Raw genomic sequence first — 17931 nt, forward strand, 5'->3', positions numbered from 1 at the left:
TGCCAAACGCTGGAAATATTGGCGGTGGTACCGGCCCTTTCGCAGCACAAGGCTGCTCCTACAAATAAACGGGTGCGGTGTGAGCTGTAGGCAAAAAAAAGCCCCGCCAAATGACGGGGTTGAGGTACGAGCGTGGCAGCTCGAAAAGGGTACTGCCCCTCTTGCGAGGGGCAGCGTGCCGCTTTACAGCAGCAGGGTGCGGATATCCGCCAGCACGTCGCCCAGGCGCTTGGTGAAGCGCGCGGCGGCAGCGCCGTTGATCACACGGTGATCGTAGGACAGCGACAGCGGCAGCATCAGCTTCGGCTGGAAGGCTTTGCCATCCCAGACTGGCTGCATGGTTGCCTTCGAAACGCCCAGGATCGCCACCTCAGGCGCGTTGACGATCGGCGTGAAGCCGGTGCCGCCAATGTGGCCGAGGCTGGAGATGGTGAAGCAGGCGCCTTGCATGTCGTCGGCCGACAGCTTTTTGGTGCGCGCTTTCTCGGCCAGTGCAGCGGCTTCGGCAGCCAGTTGCAGCAGGCTCTTCTGGTCGACGTTCTTGATCACAGGGACCAGCAGGCCATCCGGGGTGTCCACGGCAAAGCCGATGTTCACGTATTTCTTGCGGATGATCGCCTTGCCGCTTGGCGCCAGCGAGCTGTTGAAGTCCGGCATTTCCTTGAGCAGGAATGCGCTGGCCTTGAGCAACAGTGGCAGCACGGTCAGCTTGACGCCAGCCTTCTCGGCCACGGCCTTCTGCGCAACGCGGAAGGCTTCCAGCTCGGTGATGTCGGCGGAGTCGAACTGAGTCACGTGCGGCACGTTCAGCCAGCTGCGGTGCAGGTTGGCGGCACCGACCTGCATCAGGCGGGTCAGGGCCACTTCTTCCACTTCACCGAACTTGCTGAAGTCCACGGCAGGGATTGGCGGGATGCCAGCGCCGCCGGCGGCTGCCGGGGCTTCCTTGGCCTTCTGCATCATCGCTTTGACGTAAACCTGCACGTCTTCTTTCAGGATGCGGCCATGCGGGCCGGTGGCCGCGACAGCGCCCAGCTCGACACCGAATTCACGGGCCAGCTGACGAACGGCTGGGCCAGCGTGAACCTTGGCGTTGTTGCCAGCAGCCGGCGCGGTAGCGACCGGAGCAGGGGCAGCAGCCGGGGCGGCAGCGGCAGGTGCGGCAGCAGGCGCAGCCTCAGCCTTGGCCGGTGCAGCAGCGGCCGGAGCCGGTGCGGCAGCCGGCGCTGCGCCAGCAACCTTCAGCTTGAAGATCAGGTCGCCAGTGCCGACTTCATCTTCCAGCTTGCACAGCACTTCTTCGACCACGCCAGCAGCAGGCGATGGGATCTCCATGGAGGCCTTGTCGGACTCCAGAGTGATCAGCGACTGGTCGGCTTCGACGGTGTCGCCGACCTTGACCAGCACTTCGATGATCTTGGCCTTGCCCGACGAGCCGATGTCCGGCACGTGGATGTCTTGCACGCTGGCGGCAGCCGGGGCTGCAGCAGGCGCAGGCGCGGCTTCGGCGGCCGGCTTTTCAGCGGCGGCCGGCGCAGCGGCAGGGGCAGGTGCGGCGGCTGGCGCCTCGGACGCCGCAGCGCCCTCGGCTTCCAGCACCAGCAGCTCGTCGCCTTCTTTCAGGCGATCGCCCAGCTTGACCTTCAGCTCTTTGATCACGCCGGCCTTAGGGGCCGGGATCTCCATGGAGGCCTTGTCGGACTCCAGGGTCAGCAGGCTCTGGTCAGCCTCGATACGGTCACCGACCTTGACGAACAGCTCGATGATTTCACCTTCACCGCTGCCGATGTCAGGTACGCGAATGAGTTCGCTCACTTAAAAATACTCCTCAGCAGTCCAGTGGGTTGCGCTTGTCCGGATCGATGCCGAACTTGACGATAGCGTCAGCCACCACTTTCGGTTCGATCTCGCCACGGTCAGCCAAGGCTTCCAGGGCAGCCAGCACCACGAAGTGGCGGTCAACTTCGAAGAAGTGACGCAGCTTCTTGCGGCTGTCGCTGCGACCGTAACCGTCGGTACCCAGGACTTTGAACTCTTTGCTCGGCACCCACTGGCGAATCTGTTCGGCGAACAGCTTCATGTAGTCGGTGGAGGCGATGACCGGGCCTTTGCGACCGTTCAGGCACTCTTCGACGTAAGTCAGCTGAGGCTTCTGGCCAGGCTTGAGGCGGTTGGCGCGTTCCACGGCCAGGCCGTCGCGACGCAGTTCGTTGAAGCTGGTGACGCTCCACACGTCGGCACCGACGTTGAACTCTTCACGCAGGATCTTCGCTGCTTCGCGGACTTCGCGCAGGATGGTGCCGGAGCCCATCAGCTGAACGTGGTGCGCGGCTTCGCGGGTGTCTTCTTCGAGCAGGTACATACCCTTGATGATGCCTTCCTCGACACCGGCCGGCATGGCTGGCTGCTGGTAGGATTCGTTCATCACGGTGATGTAGTAGAAGATGTCCTGTTGCTCTTCGGTCATCTTCTTCATGCCGTCCTGGATGATCACCGCCAGCTCGTAGCCGTAGGTCGGATCGTAGGTGCGGCAGTTCGGGATGGTGCCCGCCATCATGTGGCTGTGACCGTCTTCGTGCTGCAGGCCTTCACCGTTGAGGGTGGTACGGCCGGCGGTACCGCCGATCAGGAAGCCACGGGTGCGGCTGTCGCCAGCGGCCCAGGCCAGGTCGCCGATACGCTGGAAGCCGAACATCGAGTAGAAGATGTAGAACGGCAGCATCGGCTGGTTGTGGCAGCTGTACGAGGTACCGGCAGCGATGAACGACGACATGGCGCCGGCTTCGTTGATGCCTTCCTCGAGAATCTGGCCCTTCTTGTCTTCGCGGTAGAACATCACCTGGTCTTTATCGACTGGCTCGTAGAGCTGGCCGACGGACGAGTAGATGCCCAGCTGGCGGAACATGCCTTCCATACCGAAGGTACGGGCTTCGTCCGGGATGATCGGGACGATGCGCTGGCCGATTTCCTTGTCCTTGACCAGTTGCGCCAGGATGCGCACGAAGGCCATGGTGGTGGAGATTTCGCGGTCGCCCGAGCCGTCCAGGATCGCTTTCAGCGTTTCCAGGGATGGGGTCGGCACGCTGAAGCTCTTGGCGCGACGTTGCGGCACGAAGCCACCCAGGGCAGCGCGGCGCTCGGCCAGGTACTTGGCTTCGGCAGAACCTTCTTCCGGCTTGAAGAACGGCAGGTTCTCAAGGTCAGCATCCTTGACCGGGATGTCGAAGCGGTCACGGAAGTGACGCAGGCTGTCGACGTCGACCTTCTTGGTGTTGTGCGCGGTGTTCTTGGCTTCGCCTGCACCGGTGCCGTAACCCTTGATGGTCTTGGCCAGGATGACAGTCGGCTGCTCTTTGTGGTTCACCGCCTGGTGATAAGCCGCGTAGACCTTGTACGGGTCGTGGCCGCCACGGTTGAGCTTCCAGATCTCTTCGTCGGACAGGTCTTCGACCATGGCCTTGAGCTCTGGGGTGTTGAAGAAGTTCTCACGCACGTACGCGCCGTCTTTGGCTTTGTAGTTCTGGTACTCGCCGTCGATGACTTCGTCCATGCGGCGCTGCAGGGCACCGTTGGTGTCCTTGGCCAGCAGTGGGTCCCAGAAGCGGCCCCAGACGACTTTGTTGACGTTCCAGCCACCGCCACGGAACACGCCTTCGAGTTCCTGGATGATCTTGCCGTTGCCGCGAACCGGGCCGTCGAGGCGCTGCAGGTTGCAGTTGATGACGAAGATCAGGTTGTCCAGCTTCTCGCGGCCGGCCAGGGCGATTGCGCCCAGGGATTCCGGCTCGTCGCACTCGCCGTCGCCCATGAAGCACCAGACCTTCTGCTTGCCGGCCGGGATGAAGCCACGGGCTTCCAGGTACTTCATGAAGCGCGCTTGGTAGATCGCCTGGATCGGGCCCAGACCCATCGAAACGGTCGGGAACTGCCAGAAGTCAGGCATCAGCCATGGGTGCGGGTACGAAGACAGGCCGTTGCCGTCCACTTCCTGACGGAAGTTGTTCATCTGGTCTTCGCTGATGCGGCCTTCCATGAAGGCACGGGCGTAAACGCCTGGCGAAGCGTGGCCCTGGAAGAACACCAGGTCGCCGCCGTGTTCTTCGGTCGGGGCCTGGAAGAAGTAGTTGAAGCCGATGTCGTACAGGGTGGCACTGGAGGCGAAGCTGGAGATGTGGCCGCCCAGGTCCGAGTCCTTCAGGTTGGTGCGCATCACCATGGCCAGCGCGTTCCAACGCACCAACGAGCGAATGCGGCGTTCCATGAACAGGTCGCCAGGCATGCGTGCTTCGTGGGTGACAGGGATGGTGTTGCGGTATGGCGTGGTGATCGCATACGGCAGCTGGGAGCCACTGCGGGTGGCCAGCTCGCCCATACGGGTCATCAGGTAATGAGCGCGGTCTTCGCCTTCTTTGTCGAGGACCGACTCCAGGGCATCCAGCCATTCCTGGGTTTCGATTGGATCGAGGTCTTGCATGGCTTGCTCCAGGGCGGAAAGGCAACCAGAATCGATTGCCTGAGTTTGCGACTGGCCTTATGGGCAGACGTCGTGAATTCTTGGATTACCGGAGTGTGATCCGGCGCCGTGTAGTTTTACTACAAATGCATTCGCATTTCATGCTTTTAGACAGTCGGGGTAGTAGTAAAACTACACAAATGCGGCTTTTGGTCGCACCCCGGCTTGTGGGGAAAAACGTTCATGTTGGTTGGCGATGTGTCGCGAACGGGTGATTCTTGATGTTTTTTGCCAGTGATTGCTTTTTTTCAGCTATTTCCAACTTTTGTATGACAGTCCAACCGTGGTCCGCCTTCCATTTGGCCGCCTTTACCCCTCTCTTTCACGCCGATCAAGGATAGTCCATGCGCCTGCCTTTGCCGCTCGATCTGCCCGCCACCCTGCAACCGCTGGTCGCTCGTAATCAGCAGTTCCTCAGCGAAGCTGTGGCTGGCCACCCCGAACTCGACCTGAACGGTTGCAGCCCGGCCCATCGGCAACAGTTTGACCAAGTTGCTGCCGCCAGCGACTTCGTCCTTGGCCTGGCCCAGCGCGAACCGGCCATGCTGCTCGCCCTGATGGCCAGTGGTGAACTGGACCGCCGCTATGCGCCCGGCGAGTTGCGCGGGCAGATCGGGGCGGTGGCCCAGGCAGCGCAAAGCGAAGACGAGCTGGCGCGTAACCTGCGGCGCGAGCGTAATCGCCAGCAGTTGCGCATCATCTGGCGCGACATTACGCGCCAGGCCGAGCTGGGCGAAACCTGCCGTGACCTGTCCGACCTTGCCGACGCCGCCATCGACGAAGCGTATCAATGGCTGTACCCACGCCATTGCCAGCAGTTCGGCACGCCCATCGGCCACCGCAGCGGCCTCGCACAGCACATGGTGGTGCTGGGCATGGGCAAGCTGGGTGCGGTGGAGCTGAACCTGTCGTCGGACATTGACCTGATCTTCGCCTTCCCCGAGGGCGGCGAGACTGAAGGGGTCAAGCGCTCGCTGGACAACCAGGAGTTCTTCACCCGCCTGGGTCAGCGCCTGATCAAGGCCCTGGACCCGGTCACCGTCGACGGTTTCGTGTTCCGCGTCGACATGCGCCTGCGCCCTTACGGTTCGGCCGGTTCGCTGGTGCTGAGCTTCAATGCCCTGGAGCAGTACTACCAGGACCAAGGCCGCGACTGGGAACGCTACGCCATGATCAAGGCGCGGGTGGTGGCCGGTGACCAGGCGGCAGGCGCTCAGTTGCAAGAGATGCTGCGCCCGTTCGTCTACCGCCGTTACCTGGACTTCTCGGCCATCGAAGCCCTGCGCACCATGAAGCAGCTGATCCAGCAGGAGGTACGGCGCAAGGGCATGTCCGAGAACATCAAGCTGGGTGCTGGCGGCATCCGCGAGGTGGAGTTCATCGCCCAGGCCTTCCAGCTGATTCATGGCGGGCGAGACCTGAGCCTGCAGCAACGGCCCTTGCTCAAGGTGCTGGCGACCCTCGAAGGGCAAGGTTACCTGCCACCTGCGGTGGTGGCCGAGTTGCGTGAAGGCTACGAATTCCTGCGTTATACCGAGCACGCTATCCAGGCCATCGCCGACCGCCAGACGCAGATGCTGCCGGACAACGAAATTGACCAGGCGCGGGTCGCCTACATCCTCGGCTTCGCCGACTGGCAGGGCTTCCATGACCAATTGATGTACTGGCGCGGCCGGGTCGATTGGCACTTCCGCCAAGTGATCGCCGACCCGGATGATGAGGACGGCGAGGGCGAACTGGTGGTCGGTGGCGAATGGTCGCCGCTGTGGGAGCAGGCGCAGGATGAAGACGCCGCCTGTCGTCAGCTTGAAGAAGCTGGGTTCAAACAACCCGCCGATGCATTGCGTCGCCTCGCTGGGTTGCGGGGCAGCCCGCAATTGCGCTCGATGCAGCGCATTGGGCGCGAGCGTTTGGACGCCTTTATTCCAAGGCTCCTGGCCCAGGCCGTGGAGCACCAAGACCCTGACCTGGTGCTTGAACGCGTGCTGCCGCTGGTCGAAGCGGTTGCGCGGCGGTCGGCCTACTTGGTGCTGCTCACCGAAAACCCGGGTGCTTTGCGCCGCCTGTTGACCCTGTGCGCGGCCAGCCCCTGGATCGCCGAGCAGATTGCCCGCTACCCGTTGCTGCTCGACGAGTTGCTCAACGAAGGCCGGCTGTTCAGCCCGCCACTGGCGCCGGAGCTGGCCAGCGAACTGCGCGAGCGTTTGACGCGCATCCCCGAAGACGACCTGGAACAGCAGATGGAGGCGCTGCGCCACTTCAAGCTGGCCCACAGCCTGCGTGTGGCGGCCTCGGAAATCAGTGGCAACCTGCCGTTGATGAAAGTCAGCGATTACCTGACCTGGCTGGCCGAAGCCATCCTCGACCAGGTGCTGGCCCTGGCCTGGCGCCAGACCGTAGCCCGCCACGGCCAGCCCAAGCGCAGCGACGGCAGCCTGTGCGACCCGGGCTTCATCATCATTGGTTATGGCAAGGTCGGTGGGCTTGAACTGGGCCATGGCTCGGACCTGGACCTGGTGTTCATTCACGATGGCGACCCCCAGGCCGAAACCGATGGCGCCAAGCCGATCGACAGCGCGCAGTTCTTTACCCGCCTGGGCCAGCGCATCATCCACTTGCTGACCACCCAGACCAACTCTGGCCAGCTGTATGACGTGGACATGCGCCTGCGCCCGTCCGGCGCTTCGGGGCTGTTGGTCAGCTCGCTGGGTGCCTTCGAGCGCTATCAACAGAATGAGGCCTGGACCTGGGAGCACCAGGCCTTGGTGCGTGCGCGTGTGCTGGTCGGCTGCAAACAGGTGGGCGCGGCGTTCGAAGGCGTGCGCGCCAACGTCCTGGGCCAACCCCGTGACCTTGAAACGTTGCGCACCGAAGTCAGTGAGATGCGCGCCAAGATGCGCGGCAATCTCGGCACCAAGGCCACGGCTGCCGGCACCGCAGCCAATGCCTTCGAGGCCGGTGTACCCTTCGATATCAAGCAGGATGCCGGCGGTATCGTCGATATCGAATTTATGGTGCAATACGCGGCTTTGGCCTGGTCTCACGACCACCCGGCCATACTCCGATGGACCGATAACATCCGCATTCTGGAAGAGCTGGAGCAGGCAGGTTTGATGCCGGCCAGTGACGCGGTGCTGTTGCGTGAAGTGTACAAGGCGTTCCGTTCTGCCTCGCACCGCCAGGCCCTGCAGAAGCAGGCCGGGGTGATCGATGCGGCGCAGTTTGCCGATGAACGCCGCGAGGTGCGGCGGATCTGGGGCGAGCTGGGTTTGACTTGATACCGCTGGGGCCCTGTAGGAGCGGCCTTGTGCCGCGAAGGGCTGCAAAGCAGCCCCAAAGGTCCATGCCCCACCACCGGTGTTACACTGTCCGCCACATAGCCTGAATATAAAGAGGGGAGGCCAGGCTGTACCGCAGCCTGTAGCCTCCCCGAGCGTTTCTGGACTAAGCATGAGAATACTGATCATTGGCCCCAGCTGGGTCGGCGACATGGTAATGGCGCAGACCTTGTTCCAGTGCCTGAAACAGCAGCACCCCGACTGCGTGATCGACGTGCTGGCGCCCGAGTGGAGCCGGCCGATCCTCGAACGCATGCCCGAGGTGCGCCAAGCGTTGAGCTTCCCGCTTGGCCACGGTGCGCTGGAACTGGCCACCCGACGTCGCATCGGCAAGTCCCTGGCCGGCCAGTACGACCAGGCAATTCTGCTGCCCAACTCGATGAAATCGGCGTTGGTGCCGTTCTTTGCCGGTATTCCCAAACGCACCGGCTGGCGCGGCGAGATGCGCTTCGGCCTGCTTAACGACGTGCGCAAGCTGGACAAGGCACGTTACCCGCTGATGATCGAGCGCTTCATGGCCCTGGCCTACGCGCCGGGCACCGAGCTGCCACAGCCTTACCCGCGCCCCAGCCTGCAGATCGAACCGCAGAGCCGTGACGCCGCCCTGGCCAAGTTCGGCCTGGCACTCGACCGTCCGGTGCTGGCGCTGTGCCCCGGTGCCGAGTTTGGCGAGGCCAAACGCTGGCCGGCCGAGCACTACGCCGCCGTGGCCGAGGCGATGATCCGCCAGGGCTGGCAGGTGTGGTTGTTCGGTTCGAAAAGCGATCACCCCGTCGGCGAGCAGATCCGCGACCGGCTGATCCCGGGCTTGCGCGAAGAATCCTACAACTTGGCCGGCGAAACCTCGCTGGCCGAGGCCATCGACCTGATGTCTTGCGCCGATTCCGTGGTGTCCAACGACTCCGGGCTGATGCACGTGGCGGCCGCGCTGAATCGCCCGCTGGTCGCCGTGTATGGCTCGACCTCGCCGGGCTTCACGCCGCCGCTGGCCGAACAGGTGGAAGTGGTGCGCACCGGCATCGAATGCAGCCCGTGCTTCGACCGCACCTGCCGTTTTGGGCACTACAACTGCCTGCGCCTGCTCGACCCGCAGCAAGTCATCGCCGCCTTGCACAGCCTGGGCGGTCCGAACCTGATCGATACCGTGGCCGAGGTCGACTAAGTGCGGGTACTGATCATCAAGACATCGTCGCTGGGGGATGTGATCCACACCCTGCCGGCGATCACCGATGCCGCCCACGCGATACCGGGCATTCGTTTCGACTGGGTGGTGGAAGAAGGCTTTGCCGAGATCCCCAGCTGGCACCCGGCGGTCGACCAGGTGATCCCGGTGGCGATCCGTCGCTGGCGCAAGAACATCTGGCAGACCCTCAAGAGCGGCGAGTGGAAGGCGTTCAAGCAGCGCGTTCGCGCGCGCAAGTACGACCTGGTGATCGATGCCCAGGGCCTGGTCAAGTCGGCCTGGCTGACCCGCTACGTCAAGGCACCCGTGGCCGGGTTGGACCGTTACTCGGCGCGCGAAGGCCTGGCCAGCCGTTTTTATGACCGGCGCCTGTCGGTCGCCACGGGCCAGCACGCCGTCGAACGTGTGCGCCAGCTGTTCGCCCTGGCCCTGGCCTACGACTTGCCGGAAGGCATCGGCAACTACGGCCTGGACCTCGATCGCCTGCAATTGCCGCCGGCCGCGCCCTACGTGGTGTTCCTGCACGGCACCACCTGGGCCACCAAGCATTGGCCCGAGGCATACTGGCGCGAGCTGGCCGAGCGCATGGGCCGGCGCAAGCTGCAAGTGCGCCTGCCGTGGGGCAACCCGGCCGAGAAGGCACGCGCCGAACGTATCGCCCAGGGCTTGAATAACTGCCAGGTACTGCCCAAGTTGAACCTTGTCGGCGTTGCCCGCGTGCTGGCGGCGGCCAAGGCCTGCGTGGCGGTGGACACCGGCCTGGGCCATTTGGCTGCGGCGCTGGATGTGCCGACTATTTCACTGTTCGGCCCGACCAACCCGGGCCTGACCGGCGCCTATGGCCGCGCCCAGGTTCACCAGGCCAGCGATTTCCCCTGTGCGCCGTGCCTGCTGAAGAAGTGCACCTACAAGCCGAGCGCCGATGACCTGCGCCGGTTCGATCTCAAACGCGAGTGGCCGCTGTGCTTCACTCGCCTGAATCCCGAGCATGTGGCGAGCCGCTTGAGCGCGCTGCTGCTGGCTGAGGATGTTCGTTGATGCAACTGGCTTTCGTGCTTTACAAATATTTCCCCTTCGGCGGGCTGCAGCGCGATTTCATGCGCATTGCCCTGGAATGCCAGAAGCGGGGCCACCAGATCCGTGTGTACACGCTGATCTGGGAAGGTGACATTCCGCCTGGCTTCGAAGTGCTGGTGGCGCCGGTCAAGGCGCTGTTCAACCACCGCCGCAACGAGAAGCTCAGCGCCTGGATGGAAGCCGACCTGGCCAAGCGCCCGGTCGACCGCCTGATCGGCTTCAACAAGATGCCGGGGCTGGACGTGTACTACGCCGCCGACGGCTGCTTCGAGGACAAGGCCCAGACCCTGCGTGGCGGCCTCTATAAGCGCTGGGGCCGCTACCGGCACTTTGCCGAGTACGAGCGCGCGGTGTTCGCCAAAGACTCGAAAACCGAGGTGCTGATGATCTCGGAGGTGCAGCAGCCGCTGTTCGTCAAGCACTACGGCACCCCGGCTGAACGCTTCCACCTGCTGCCGCCGGGCATTTCCCAGGACCGTCGGGCGCCGGCCAACGCCGCCCAGATCCGCGCCGAGTTCCGCCAGGAATTCAACCTGGGCGACGATGACCTGCTGCTGGTGCAGATCGGTTCGGGCTTCAAGACCAAGGGCGTCGACCGCAGCCTCAAGGCCTTGGCCGCGCTGCCGTCGGCCTTGCGCAAGCGCACCCGGTTGATGGTCATCGGCCAGGACGACCCCAAGGTCTTCCAACTGCAGGGCGCGACCCTCGGCCTGGGCGACCAGGTGCAGTTCCTCAAGGGGCGTAGCGATATCCCACGCTTCCTGCTGGGCGCTGACCTGCTGATCCACCCGGCCTATAACGAAAACACCGGCACCGTGCTGCTCGAAGCGCTGGTGGCAGGCTTGCCGGTGCTGGTCTCCAAGGTGTGTGGCTATGCCCATTATATCGCCGAAGCCGACAGCGGCCTGGTGCTGGATGAGCCATTCGAACAGGAACAGCTCAATGGCTACCTGCAACGCATGCTCGAAGACCCGCAGGCCCGTGCCGACTGGTCGCGCAACGGCCTGGCCTTTGCCGATACGGCCGACCTGTACAGCATGCCGCAGCATGCTGCTGATGTGATCCTGGGGCAGGAGACCGCATGAAGCTGATACTGGCCGAACCCTTCAAGCGCTTGTGGGCCGGGCGTGATGCCTTCGAGGCCGTGGAAGCGCTGCAAGGCGAGGTGTACCGCGAGCTGGAAGGGCGCCGCACGCTGCGCACCGTCGTTGAGGGCGAGGGGTTTTTCGTCAAGATTCACCGCGGCATCGGCTGGGGTGAGATCTTCAAGAACCTGTTCAGCGCCAAGCTGCCGGTGCTCGGTGCCGGCCAGGAATGGCGAGCCATCCAGCGCCTGCACGAGGTCGGCGTGCCGACCATGACCGCCGTCGCCTATGGCGAGCGCGGCAGCAACCCGGCCACTCAGCATTCGTTCATCGTGACCGAAGAACTGGCGCCGACCATCAGCCTGGAAGACTTCAGTATCGACTGGGTCAAGCAGCCGCCCGCGCCACGCCTCAAGCGTGCGCTGATCGCCGAAGTGGCGAAGATGACCGGCGGCATGCACCGCGCCGGGGTCAACCACCGCGACTGCTACATCTGCCACTTCCTGCTGCACACCGATCGCCCGGTGACGCCAGAAGACTTCAAACTGTCGGTCATCGACCTGCACCGTGCCCAGACCCGGGCGACAATCAGCCGCCGCTGGCGTGACAAAGACCTGGCCGCGCTGTACTTCTCGGCGCTGGACATCGGCCTGACCCGGCGCGACAAACTGCGCTTTTTGCGTGGCTACTTCCAGCGCCCGCTGCGCCAAGTGCTTGCCGACGAGGCCGCGCTGCTCGCCTGGCTGGAACGCAAGGCGCAGAAACTCTATGACCGCAAACAACGCTATGGGGATGCACTCTGATGGCGGGTTGGACACTGGCGCCAGGCTACGAACACCTGGCGGCGGATTTCGGCAGCCTTCACGCAGTCTTCGCCCTGCAGGGTGAACGCCTGACCCGCGACCCGCTCAGCGAAGTGGTGCGCATCGAGCGCGAGGGCGTCAATTACTACGTCAAGCGTTACACTGGGGCGGGCAAGCACATGCGCCGCTACCTCGGCCGGCCGCGCATCAAGGCCGAATGGCAAAACCTCAAGCAGTTCGCCAAGTGGGGCATTCCCACCGCCGAAGTGGTCGCCTGGGGCCTGGAGCGCAAAGGCCTGGCGTTTGGCCGCGGGGCGATGATCACCCGCGAGCTGCCGCGCACCGAAGACCTGTCGGCCTTGGCCGAACGCAAAGACCCGCGCCTGTCAGACCCCGCTTGGGTCGACCACGTCAGCCGCCAGCTGGCGCGCCATACCCGGGTCATGCACGAGCACCGTTTTGCCCACAACGACTTGAAGTGGCGCAACCTGCTGGTCGACGACCAGGGCACGTTGTTCTTCATCGACTGCCCGACCGGCGACTTCTGGCGCGGTTTCATGTGGCGGCACCGGATGATCAAAGACCTGGCGTGCCTGGACAAGGTCGCCAAATACCACCTGTCGGCGACCCAGCGCCTGCGTTTCTACCTGCAATACCGTGGTCGCGACAGGCTCAACGCCCGCGACAAGCAGCGGATTCGCCAAGTGCTGAGCTTTTTCGAGGGAAGGGAATGACCGATTACCTGGCCAGCGCAGACCTCGCGCTGCTCAAACGCCACGGCTTGAATGATTTCGACGCGCTGTGGGCGCTGCAGCTCGATGCCGTGGACGAGCCCAACATCGGCCGCGGGGGCTGGAGCAGCGTGTTCCGCCTGGAACTCGAAGGCAAGGGCTACTACCTCAAGCGCCAGAGCGACTACCTCACCCGAACCTTGCACCGGCCATTCGGCGAGCCGACCTTCGCCCGCGAATTCCGCAACATCAGCCGCTACCAGAAGCTGCACATTCCGGCCTTGCAAGCGGTGTTCTATGGCGAGCGCAAGCAGGCCGGCGAGCACCGGGCGATCCTCATGACCCGTGCCCTGGACGAGTGGGCCGACCTGGACAGCCTGCTGGCTCAGTGGCCGCAGTTGGGCGATGCCGAACGCAACGGCATCCTCGAGGCCTGCGGCCAGTTGGCGCGCACGCTGCACAGCGCTGGCCAGGTGCACGGCTGCTTCTACCCCAAGCACATCTTCCTACGGCAACGCCGCGAAGGCTGGGATGCCCAGCTGATCGACCTGGAAAAAACCCGGCCCCTGCTGTTCGGCATGCGTGACCGGCTCAAGGACCTGGAGCCCCTGTTGCGCCGTGCGCGGGCCTGGAGCGAGGCGGATGTGCGTCACCTGCTGGCAGCCTACCTGGTGCAGCCGGCGGACAGCACGCTGGTCGGCACCTGGCTGCAACGCCTGACGCAACGCCGTCGTGAAAAAGAGGCCCGCTGATGCGTTTGTCTGAATTGAAAGAGGCCGGGCGCGCCCCGGCGTTGCCCCTGAACGTGAGCCTGGCTGATGCCGCCGGCAGCGCCGAGCTGCAACTGCTGAGCCTGCTGCGTGTGCTACCCGGCCAGCGTTATGTGGGTGCTGGTGTCTGGCGTGGCACGCCGGTGCTGGCCAAGCTGTTGGTGGGCAGCAATGCTGCCCGGCACTTCCAGCGCGAGCTGCAAGGCGTCAAGTGGTTGGCCGAGCAGGGCCTGACCACGCCCAAACTGCTGGCCGATGGTTTGAAGGAAGGGGAGGGTGGCTGGCTGCTGTTCGAGTTTCTGGATGGCGCCGAAAGCCTGGCCGATGCCTGGGCCGCCGTGGAGCACCTGCCCGTACTGGCAGACGAGCAACACGCGGTGTTGGGTGAGGCGCTGACTGCGGTGGCGCAGATGCACGCCAAGGGCTTGTGGCAGGAAGACCTGCACCTGGACAACCTGCTGCGCCATGGCGGCAAGCTGTACCTGATCGACGGCGCGGGCATCAAGGCCGAGACCCCGGGCCAGCAGTTGTCGCGCCCGCGTGTGCTGGAAAACCTCGGCGTGTTCTTCGCCCAATTGCCCAAGCGCCTTGAGCCGTTCATCGAAGAGCTGCTGGTACATTACCTGTTGGCCAATGCCGAGCACGCGCTGCCACTCGAAGCGCTGCAGAAGCAGGTGGACAAGGTGCGCAGCTGGCGCCAGAAGGACTACCTGGAAAAGGCCGGCCGCGAGTGCTCGCTGTTCAGCGTCAAGCGCAGCCTTTCGGGCCTGCGGGCGATTCGCCGCGCTGAGGTGCAGGCCATGCTGCCGGTGCTGGAGCATGCCGATGAGCTGATCGACAAGGGCCACTTGTACAAGACCGGTGGCGCCGCCAGTGTGGCCCGCATCGAGGTCGATGGCCGGCAACTGGTGCTCAAACGCTACAACATCAAGAACACCGCGCACTGGTTCAAGCGCTTCTGGCGCCCGAGCCGCGCCTGGCACTCGTGGATCGAAGGCCACCGCCTGGAATTTCTCGACATCGCCACGCCACGCCCTCTGGCAGTGCTAGAGGAGCGTGTCATGGGCCTGCGCAGCCGTGCCTACCTGGTCACCGATTATGTCGATGGCCCGGACCTGACCGCGTGCTTTGCGCCCTATGTGGAAAACGGCGAGGCACCTGAAGAGCAGGTCGACGCGCTGGTGAAGGTCATGCAGCAACTGATCCGCGAGCGCATCAGCCATGGCGACTTCAAGGGCCACAACCTGTTCTGGGACAACGGCCAGTGGTCGCTGATCGACCTCGATGCCATGTGCCAGCACGCCACCCAGCTCAGCTTCGCCCCGGCCTATGCCCGTGACCGGGCGCGGCTGCTGCGCAACTGGCCGCGTGACAGTGCCTTGCATCAGCGGCTGGACCGGTTGCTGCCGCGGTTGTCCGAATAAGCTGCTGGCAGCGCCAGCCAGTTGCTGCTGCGGCCGGTCTGGCGCACGCGGATGCGCCATTGCGCATCCTGCCAGCGCAGCACTGCCCACGCGGGCACGGTGCCGCGCAGCGTCTCAGGCAATACCAGGTGGTAGTGAGCGGCGAGCAGATGGCGGCGCACAGGTAACTGGTGGCTGCCCAGTTGCAGGTACAGCGTGGTGTTGTCCTGAAGCAGCTGGGCATCGTCTTCGGTCGCGGTGCCGTGTAACGGGGTGGTCAGGCGGCAGTCCTCCAACAGTTGCTGGATATTCGGCAACCCGTCGTACCAGAGCACTGGGGAGTCGACCACCCAACTGCCGTCCAGGCAGCGCTTGATCGGCAGCTTCAGGTACGTGTTCGGCTGGTTCGGGTCGGTGGCGCGCCAGCGTGTGCCGTCGAAGGTGACATTGAAGTAGCGTCCCAGGTTATCCCTCACGTAGTACTGCGACAGGCCGGGGCTCGCCGACTGCTGTTCGTACACGGCCTCGTCGTGCAGTGCATCGATGCGGTAGCGCAGCCTGGCTACGTCAGGGGTCGCTTCGTAATGCCGGGGCAGCGGCACCGGTGGCGGCTTGGGCAGGCCGCGCATGACCCGGCGCATCAGCCCAGAGCCTGCCATGTCGTTGATCCCCGCGGTGGCGTGGCCAAGAGCGGCGACTGCGTGATGGAGCGCGCCGTTATGGTCGGCCCGGTCGAGCGCTTCGAAACCGTCCCAGATGGAAATGCCCATGCGCCCGAACGCCAGTGCGGTCGAGCCCGCCTGCGGCAGCACCAGGGTGAGGATATCCAGCACCAGCCTGAGCACATTGACCGAAAACTCCCCCAGCAGCTCTTGATTGCTGCGGGTCACGGCATTGGCTTGGGCCATCAGGGTGTTGACCTCGGCGCGGTAGAGGGCGTCGTACAGGTTGCCGGTGATGGTCTGCAAGCTGATGTGTGAGCCCAGGCGGCCCTGTACCAGCAGTGCCTCCAGGCTTCTTCGGTTGCCCAGCGGCAAGCGTTGCAACACATAGTGGCGCAACTGCGCATCGCTGCGCACGGCGCGGATCAGCGCCCGAGCGTTGTTGTATTCACGCCAGGGGCGGCGGTCTGGCGCGTCGGGGCTGTAGACCACGATGCGGTAAGCGTGCTCTGGCGAGACCAGCAGCACGACACCTTGCAGGGTTTGCCCCTGGATCAGCATCTGCCGGGCGATCACCTGTTGTTCGTTGCGGTGCGGCCGATTGTGGCTGTCGGGTGAGTGAATGACGCAGTCGGCCCAACCATACCCCTGCTCGATCGTGCTCGGCTGAAAATGCCCGGCATAACGCGCCTTGACCGCTTCGGCGTGCATGCGCGTGCGGCACAGTTGCGCGTAGGCTTGCTGGCGCCAGCGGCCATGGGGCGAATCGAGCAGTTGGGTGCGCAGGTAGGCTTGGTAGCCGCTGCCGGCATTCAGGCGCCGTACGATCTGCTTGATCCGCAGTGGCGTCAGGGCTGGCAGCGGCTGATCCGCGTCGAGGTGCACGCGGGCGGTCAGCCAGTAATCGACGTCGAACCAGGCGATATTGAGCAGTGCCAGTTCATCCAACCGGTAGCTTTGGTTGACCAGTTCGATCGTCCCGCCCGCGTGCGGGCGGCTGGCCACGGGGATGTAGGCGCTGGTGTCGAGTGGGTTGCTGATGGGGCCAACCTGGCGGGCCAGGGTCACGCTGATCGAGATCTGCTCCGGTGCGGTGTCGATGCCGGGGTCTTGCTGCAGAAACTCGCGCAGCCGCTGGCGCACCCAGGCGAGCAGGGTGTGGCGTTGGTTGAACTGCTCCAACGTGAGGATGCCTGGCGCGGCTGCGGCGTTGATGGCCGCCACCTGCTCTTGCATGGCTTGCATGATGTGGGCAACGCCTTGCTGCGAGGTCGAGCGCAACCAGTCGGGCATGTGCTTTTCCAGCAACAGGCCATAGCGGGTGGCTACAGGCCCTTGGCTGCCGAGCTCGCGGTGCAGGTCCAGTGCGTTGCTCAGTTGGGCGTCGAGGTGTTCGATACTGCGTTGCAGGCCCTGCGCCCAGGCGGCCTGCCAGGCGGCGGTCAGGCGTTTGCCATGGGCCTCGCGAATGGCCAGGGCCTGCGCCTCGGCGAGGTCCTCGCTGAACCAGTCGTAGCGCAGGCGTTCGGCTCGGTGGGCATGTTGGCGGTCTGCGCTCACCACCAGCAGCCGGGTCAGCGGTTCGCTCTGCACCGGGTCTTCGAGGCGTTCGCATAATTCCACGTGCAAGGCGGCCAGGCTGTCGAACGCTTCGATGCCATGCACGATGCTGCACAAAAGCGCCCGCCCGACCGGTTCCTGTGCGTCGAGCAAGCGGCCCTCCGGGCCGTTCTCGGTGAGGATCAGCACGCCTGGCAAGTGGCTGCGCCAGCTGGGCGCCGAGCCCGACAGCAACGGGCGGTACAGCTGCGGGCGGCTGGCGGCGGGCAGGTGCCGACGTTGCCAGGGGTGTGGGTATTCAAGGCAGGTGGTCAACAGCCGGGCATGCTCCACAGACAAGGTCTGGTCGTGGCTGCGCAAGCGCATCTCTGTGAACAGTTGATCGCGGCGCAGGATGGCCAGGCGTGCTTGCCGGCTCAGTCCATTTTCGTCACGCGCCAGCCAATAGCTGGCCAGGCGCGCATGCAGGTCTTGGCGAAGCGTCGCGCAGAAGCGTTCGATGTGGGCGTTGAAGTCGCTTGGCAGGTTGAGCGGGCGGTCGTCGTGTCGGGCTTGCGTATCGGCCGGTGGCTTGAAGGCGCCGCCGTCGAACAGGCGGAAGCCGACCAGGTCCAGCAGGCGGAAGCGCCCGAAGTACAAGGTCCGGGCGGTGATCGCTGGGTTGGGGAACAGGGTGCTCAGGGCTTGGTCGAGGCTGTGTTCCACACCCGGCAAGGGGGGCAGTAGTGCGTCGAGTTGGCTGTCCAGCGACTGGAGGCGCAGCAGCGGTGTCATGGCCTATCTCCTGGTGAAAGGGGACCATGCTG

General features: G+C 64.3%; 11 protein-coding genes. 8 read left to right on the forward strand and 3 right to left on the reverse strand.

Annotation, left to right across the window (positions count from 1 at the left end; genetic code table 11):
* Window positions 1–183: 183 nt before the first annotated feature.
* Together aceF and aceE are read right to left on the reverse strand one after the other, a co-directional pair.
* The gene (gene aceF, locus HU750_RS16700; protein WP_186681277.1) at window positions 184–1815 is read right to left on the reverse strand and encodes a dihydrolipoyllysine-residue acetyltransferase; all 1632 of its coding nucleotides are present in this window, start codon (window positions 1813–1815) and stop codon (window positions 184–186) included.
* A 13-nt stretch (window positions 1816–1828) separates the two neighbouring features.
* Entirely contained in the window at window positions 1829–4474 is a 2646-nt protein-coding gene (gene aceE, locus HU750_RS16705; protein WP_027594324.1) for a pyruvate dehydrogenase (acetyl-transferring), homodimeric type, read from the reverse strand.
* Between the two features lie 383 nt (window positions 4475–4857).
* On the opposite strand from aceE, the gene glnE reads away from it, so the two are divergent.
* The 8 genes from glnE (at window position 4858) to HU750_RS16745 (ending at window position 14924) form a co-directional block, all read left to right on the forward strand.
* Window positions 4858–7791, forward strand: a complete 2934-nt coding sequence (gene glnE, locus HU750_RS16710) for a bifunctional [glutamate--ammonia ligase]-adenylyl-L-tyrosine phosphorylase/[glutamate--ammonia-ligase] adenylyltransferase (RefSeq protein ID WP_186681280.1) — start codon at window positions 4858–4860, stop codon at window positions 7789–7791.
* A 172-nt stretch (window positions 7792–7963) separates the two neighbouring features.
* The gene (gene waaF, locus HU750_RS16715; protein WP_027594326.1) at window positions 7964–9013 is read left to right on the forward strand and encodes a lipopolysaccharide heptosyltransferase II; all 1050 of its coding nucleotides are present in this window, start codon (window positions 7964–7966) and stop codon (window positions 9011–9013) included.
* A complete protein-coding gene (gene waaC, locus HU750_RS16720) occupies window positions 9014–10072 on the forward strand; it encodes a lipopolysaccharide heptosyltransferase I (protein WP_186681282.1) in 1059 nt (352 codons plus the stop codon).
* Window positions 10072–11196, forward strand: a complete 1125-nt coding sequence (locus HU750_RS16725; RefSeq protein ID WP_186681284.1) for a glycosyltransferase family 4 protein — start codon at window positions 10072–10074, stop codon at window positions 11194–11196. The genes waaC and HU750_RS16725 overlap by 1 nt, the downstream gene beginning before the upstream one ends.
* Window positions 11193–11999 (forward strand): lipopolysaccharide core heptose(I) kinase RfaP, encoded by an 807-nt coding sequence (gene rfaP, locus HU750_RS16730; RefSeq protein WP_085274046.1) that lies wholly within the window; start codon window positions 11193–11195, stop codon window positions 11997–11999. The genes HU750_RS16725 and rfaP overlap by 4 nt, the downstream gene beginning before the upstream one ends.
* Window positions 11999–12733 (forward strand): lipopolysaccharide kinase InaA family protein, encoded by a 735-nt coding sequence (locus tag HU750_RS16735; RefSeq protein WP_186681286.1) that lies wholly within the window; start codon window positions 11999–12001, stop codon window positions 12731–12733. The genes rfaP and HU750_RS16735 overlap by 1 nt, the downstream gene beginning before the upstream one ends.
* Window positions 12730–13482: a lipopolysaccharide kinase InaA family protein gene (locus tag HU750_RS16740; protein ID WP_186681288.1), complete on the forward strand. Its 753-nt coding sequence runs from the start codon at window positions 12730–12732 to the stop codon at window positions 13480–13482. The genes HU750_RS16735 and HU750_RS16740 overlap by 4 nt, the downstream gene beginning before the upstream one ends.
* A complete protein-coding gene (locus HU750_RS16745) occupies window positions 13482–14924 on the forward strand; it encodes a lipopolysaccharide kinase InaA family protein (protein ID WP_186681290.1) in 1443 nt (480 codons plus the stop codon). Before HU750_RS16740 ends, HU750_RS16745 begins: the two co-directional genes overlap by 1 nt.
* On the opposite strand, the gene HU750_RS16750 is transcribed toward HU750_RS16745, so the two are convergent.
* Window positions 14885–17899 (reverse strand): dermonecrotic toxin domain-containing protein, encoded by a 3015-nt coding sequence (locus tag HU750_RS16750; protein ID WP_186681292.1) that lies wholly within the window; start codon window positions 17897–17899, stop codon window positions 14885–14887. The two genes, HU750_RS16745 and HU750_RS16750, sit on opposite strands and share 40 nt — an antisense overlap.
* Window positions 17900–17931: the final 32 nt, after the last annotated feature.

Source organism: Pseudomonas sp. SWRI50, from assembly GCF_014269095.1.
GTDB lineage: Bacteria > Pseudomonadota > Gammaproteobacteria > Pseudomonadales > Pseudomonadaceae > Aquipseudomonas > Aquipseudomonas kermanshahensis.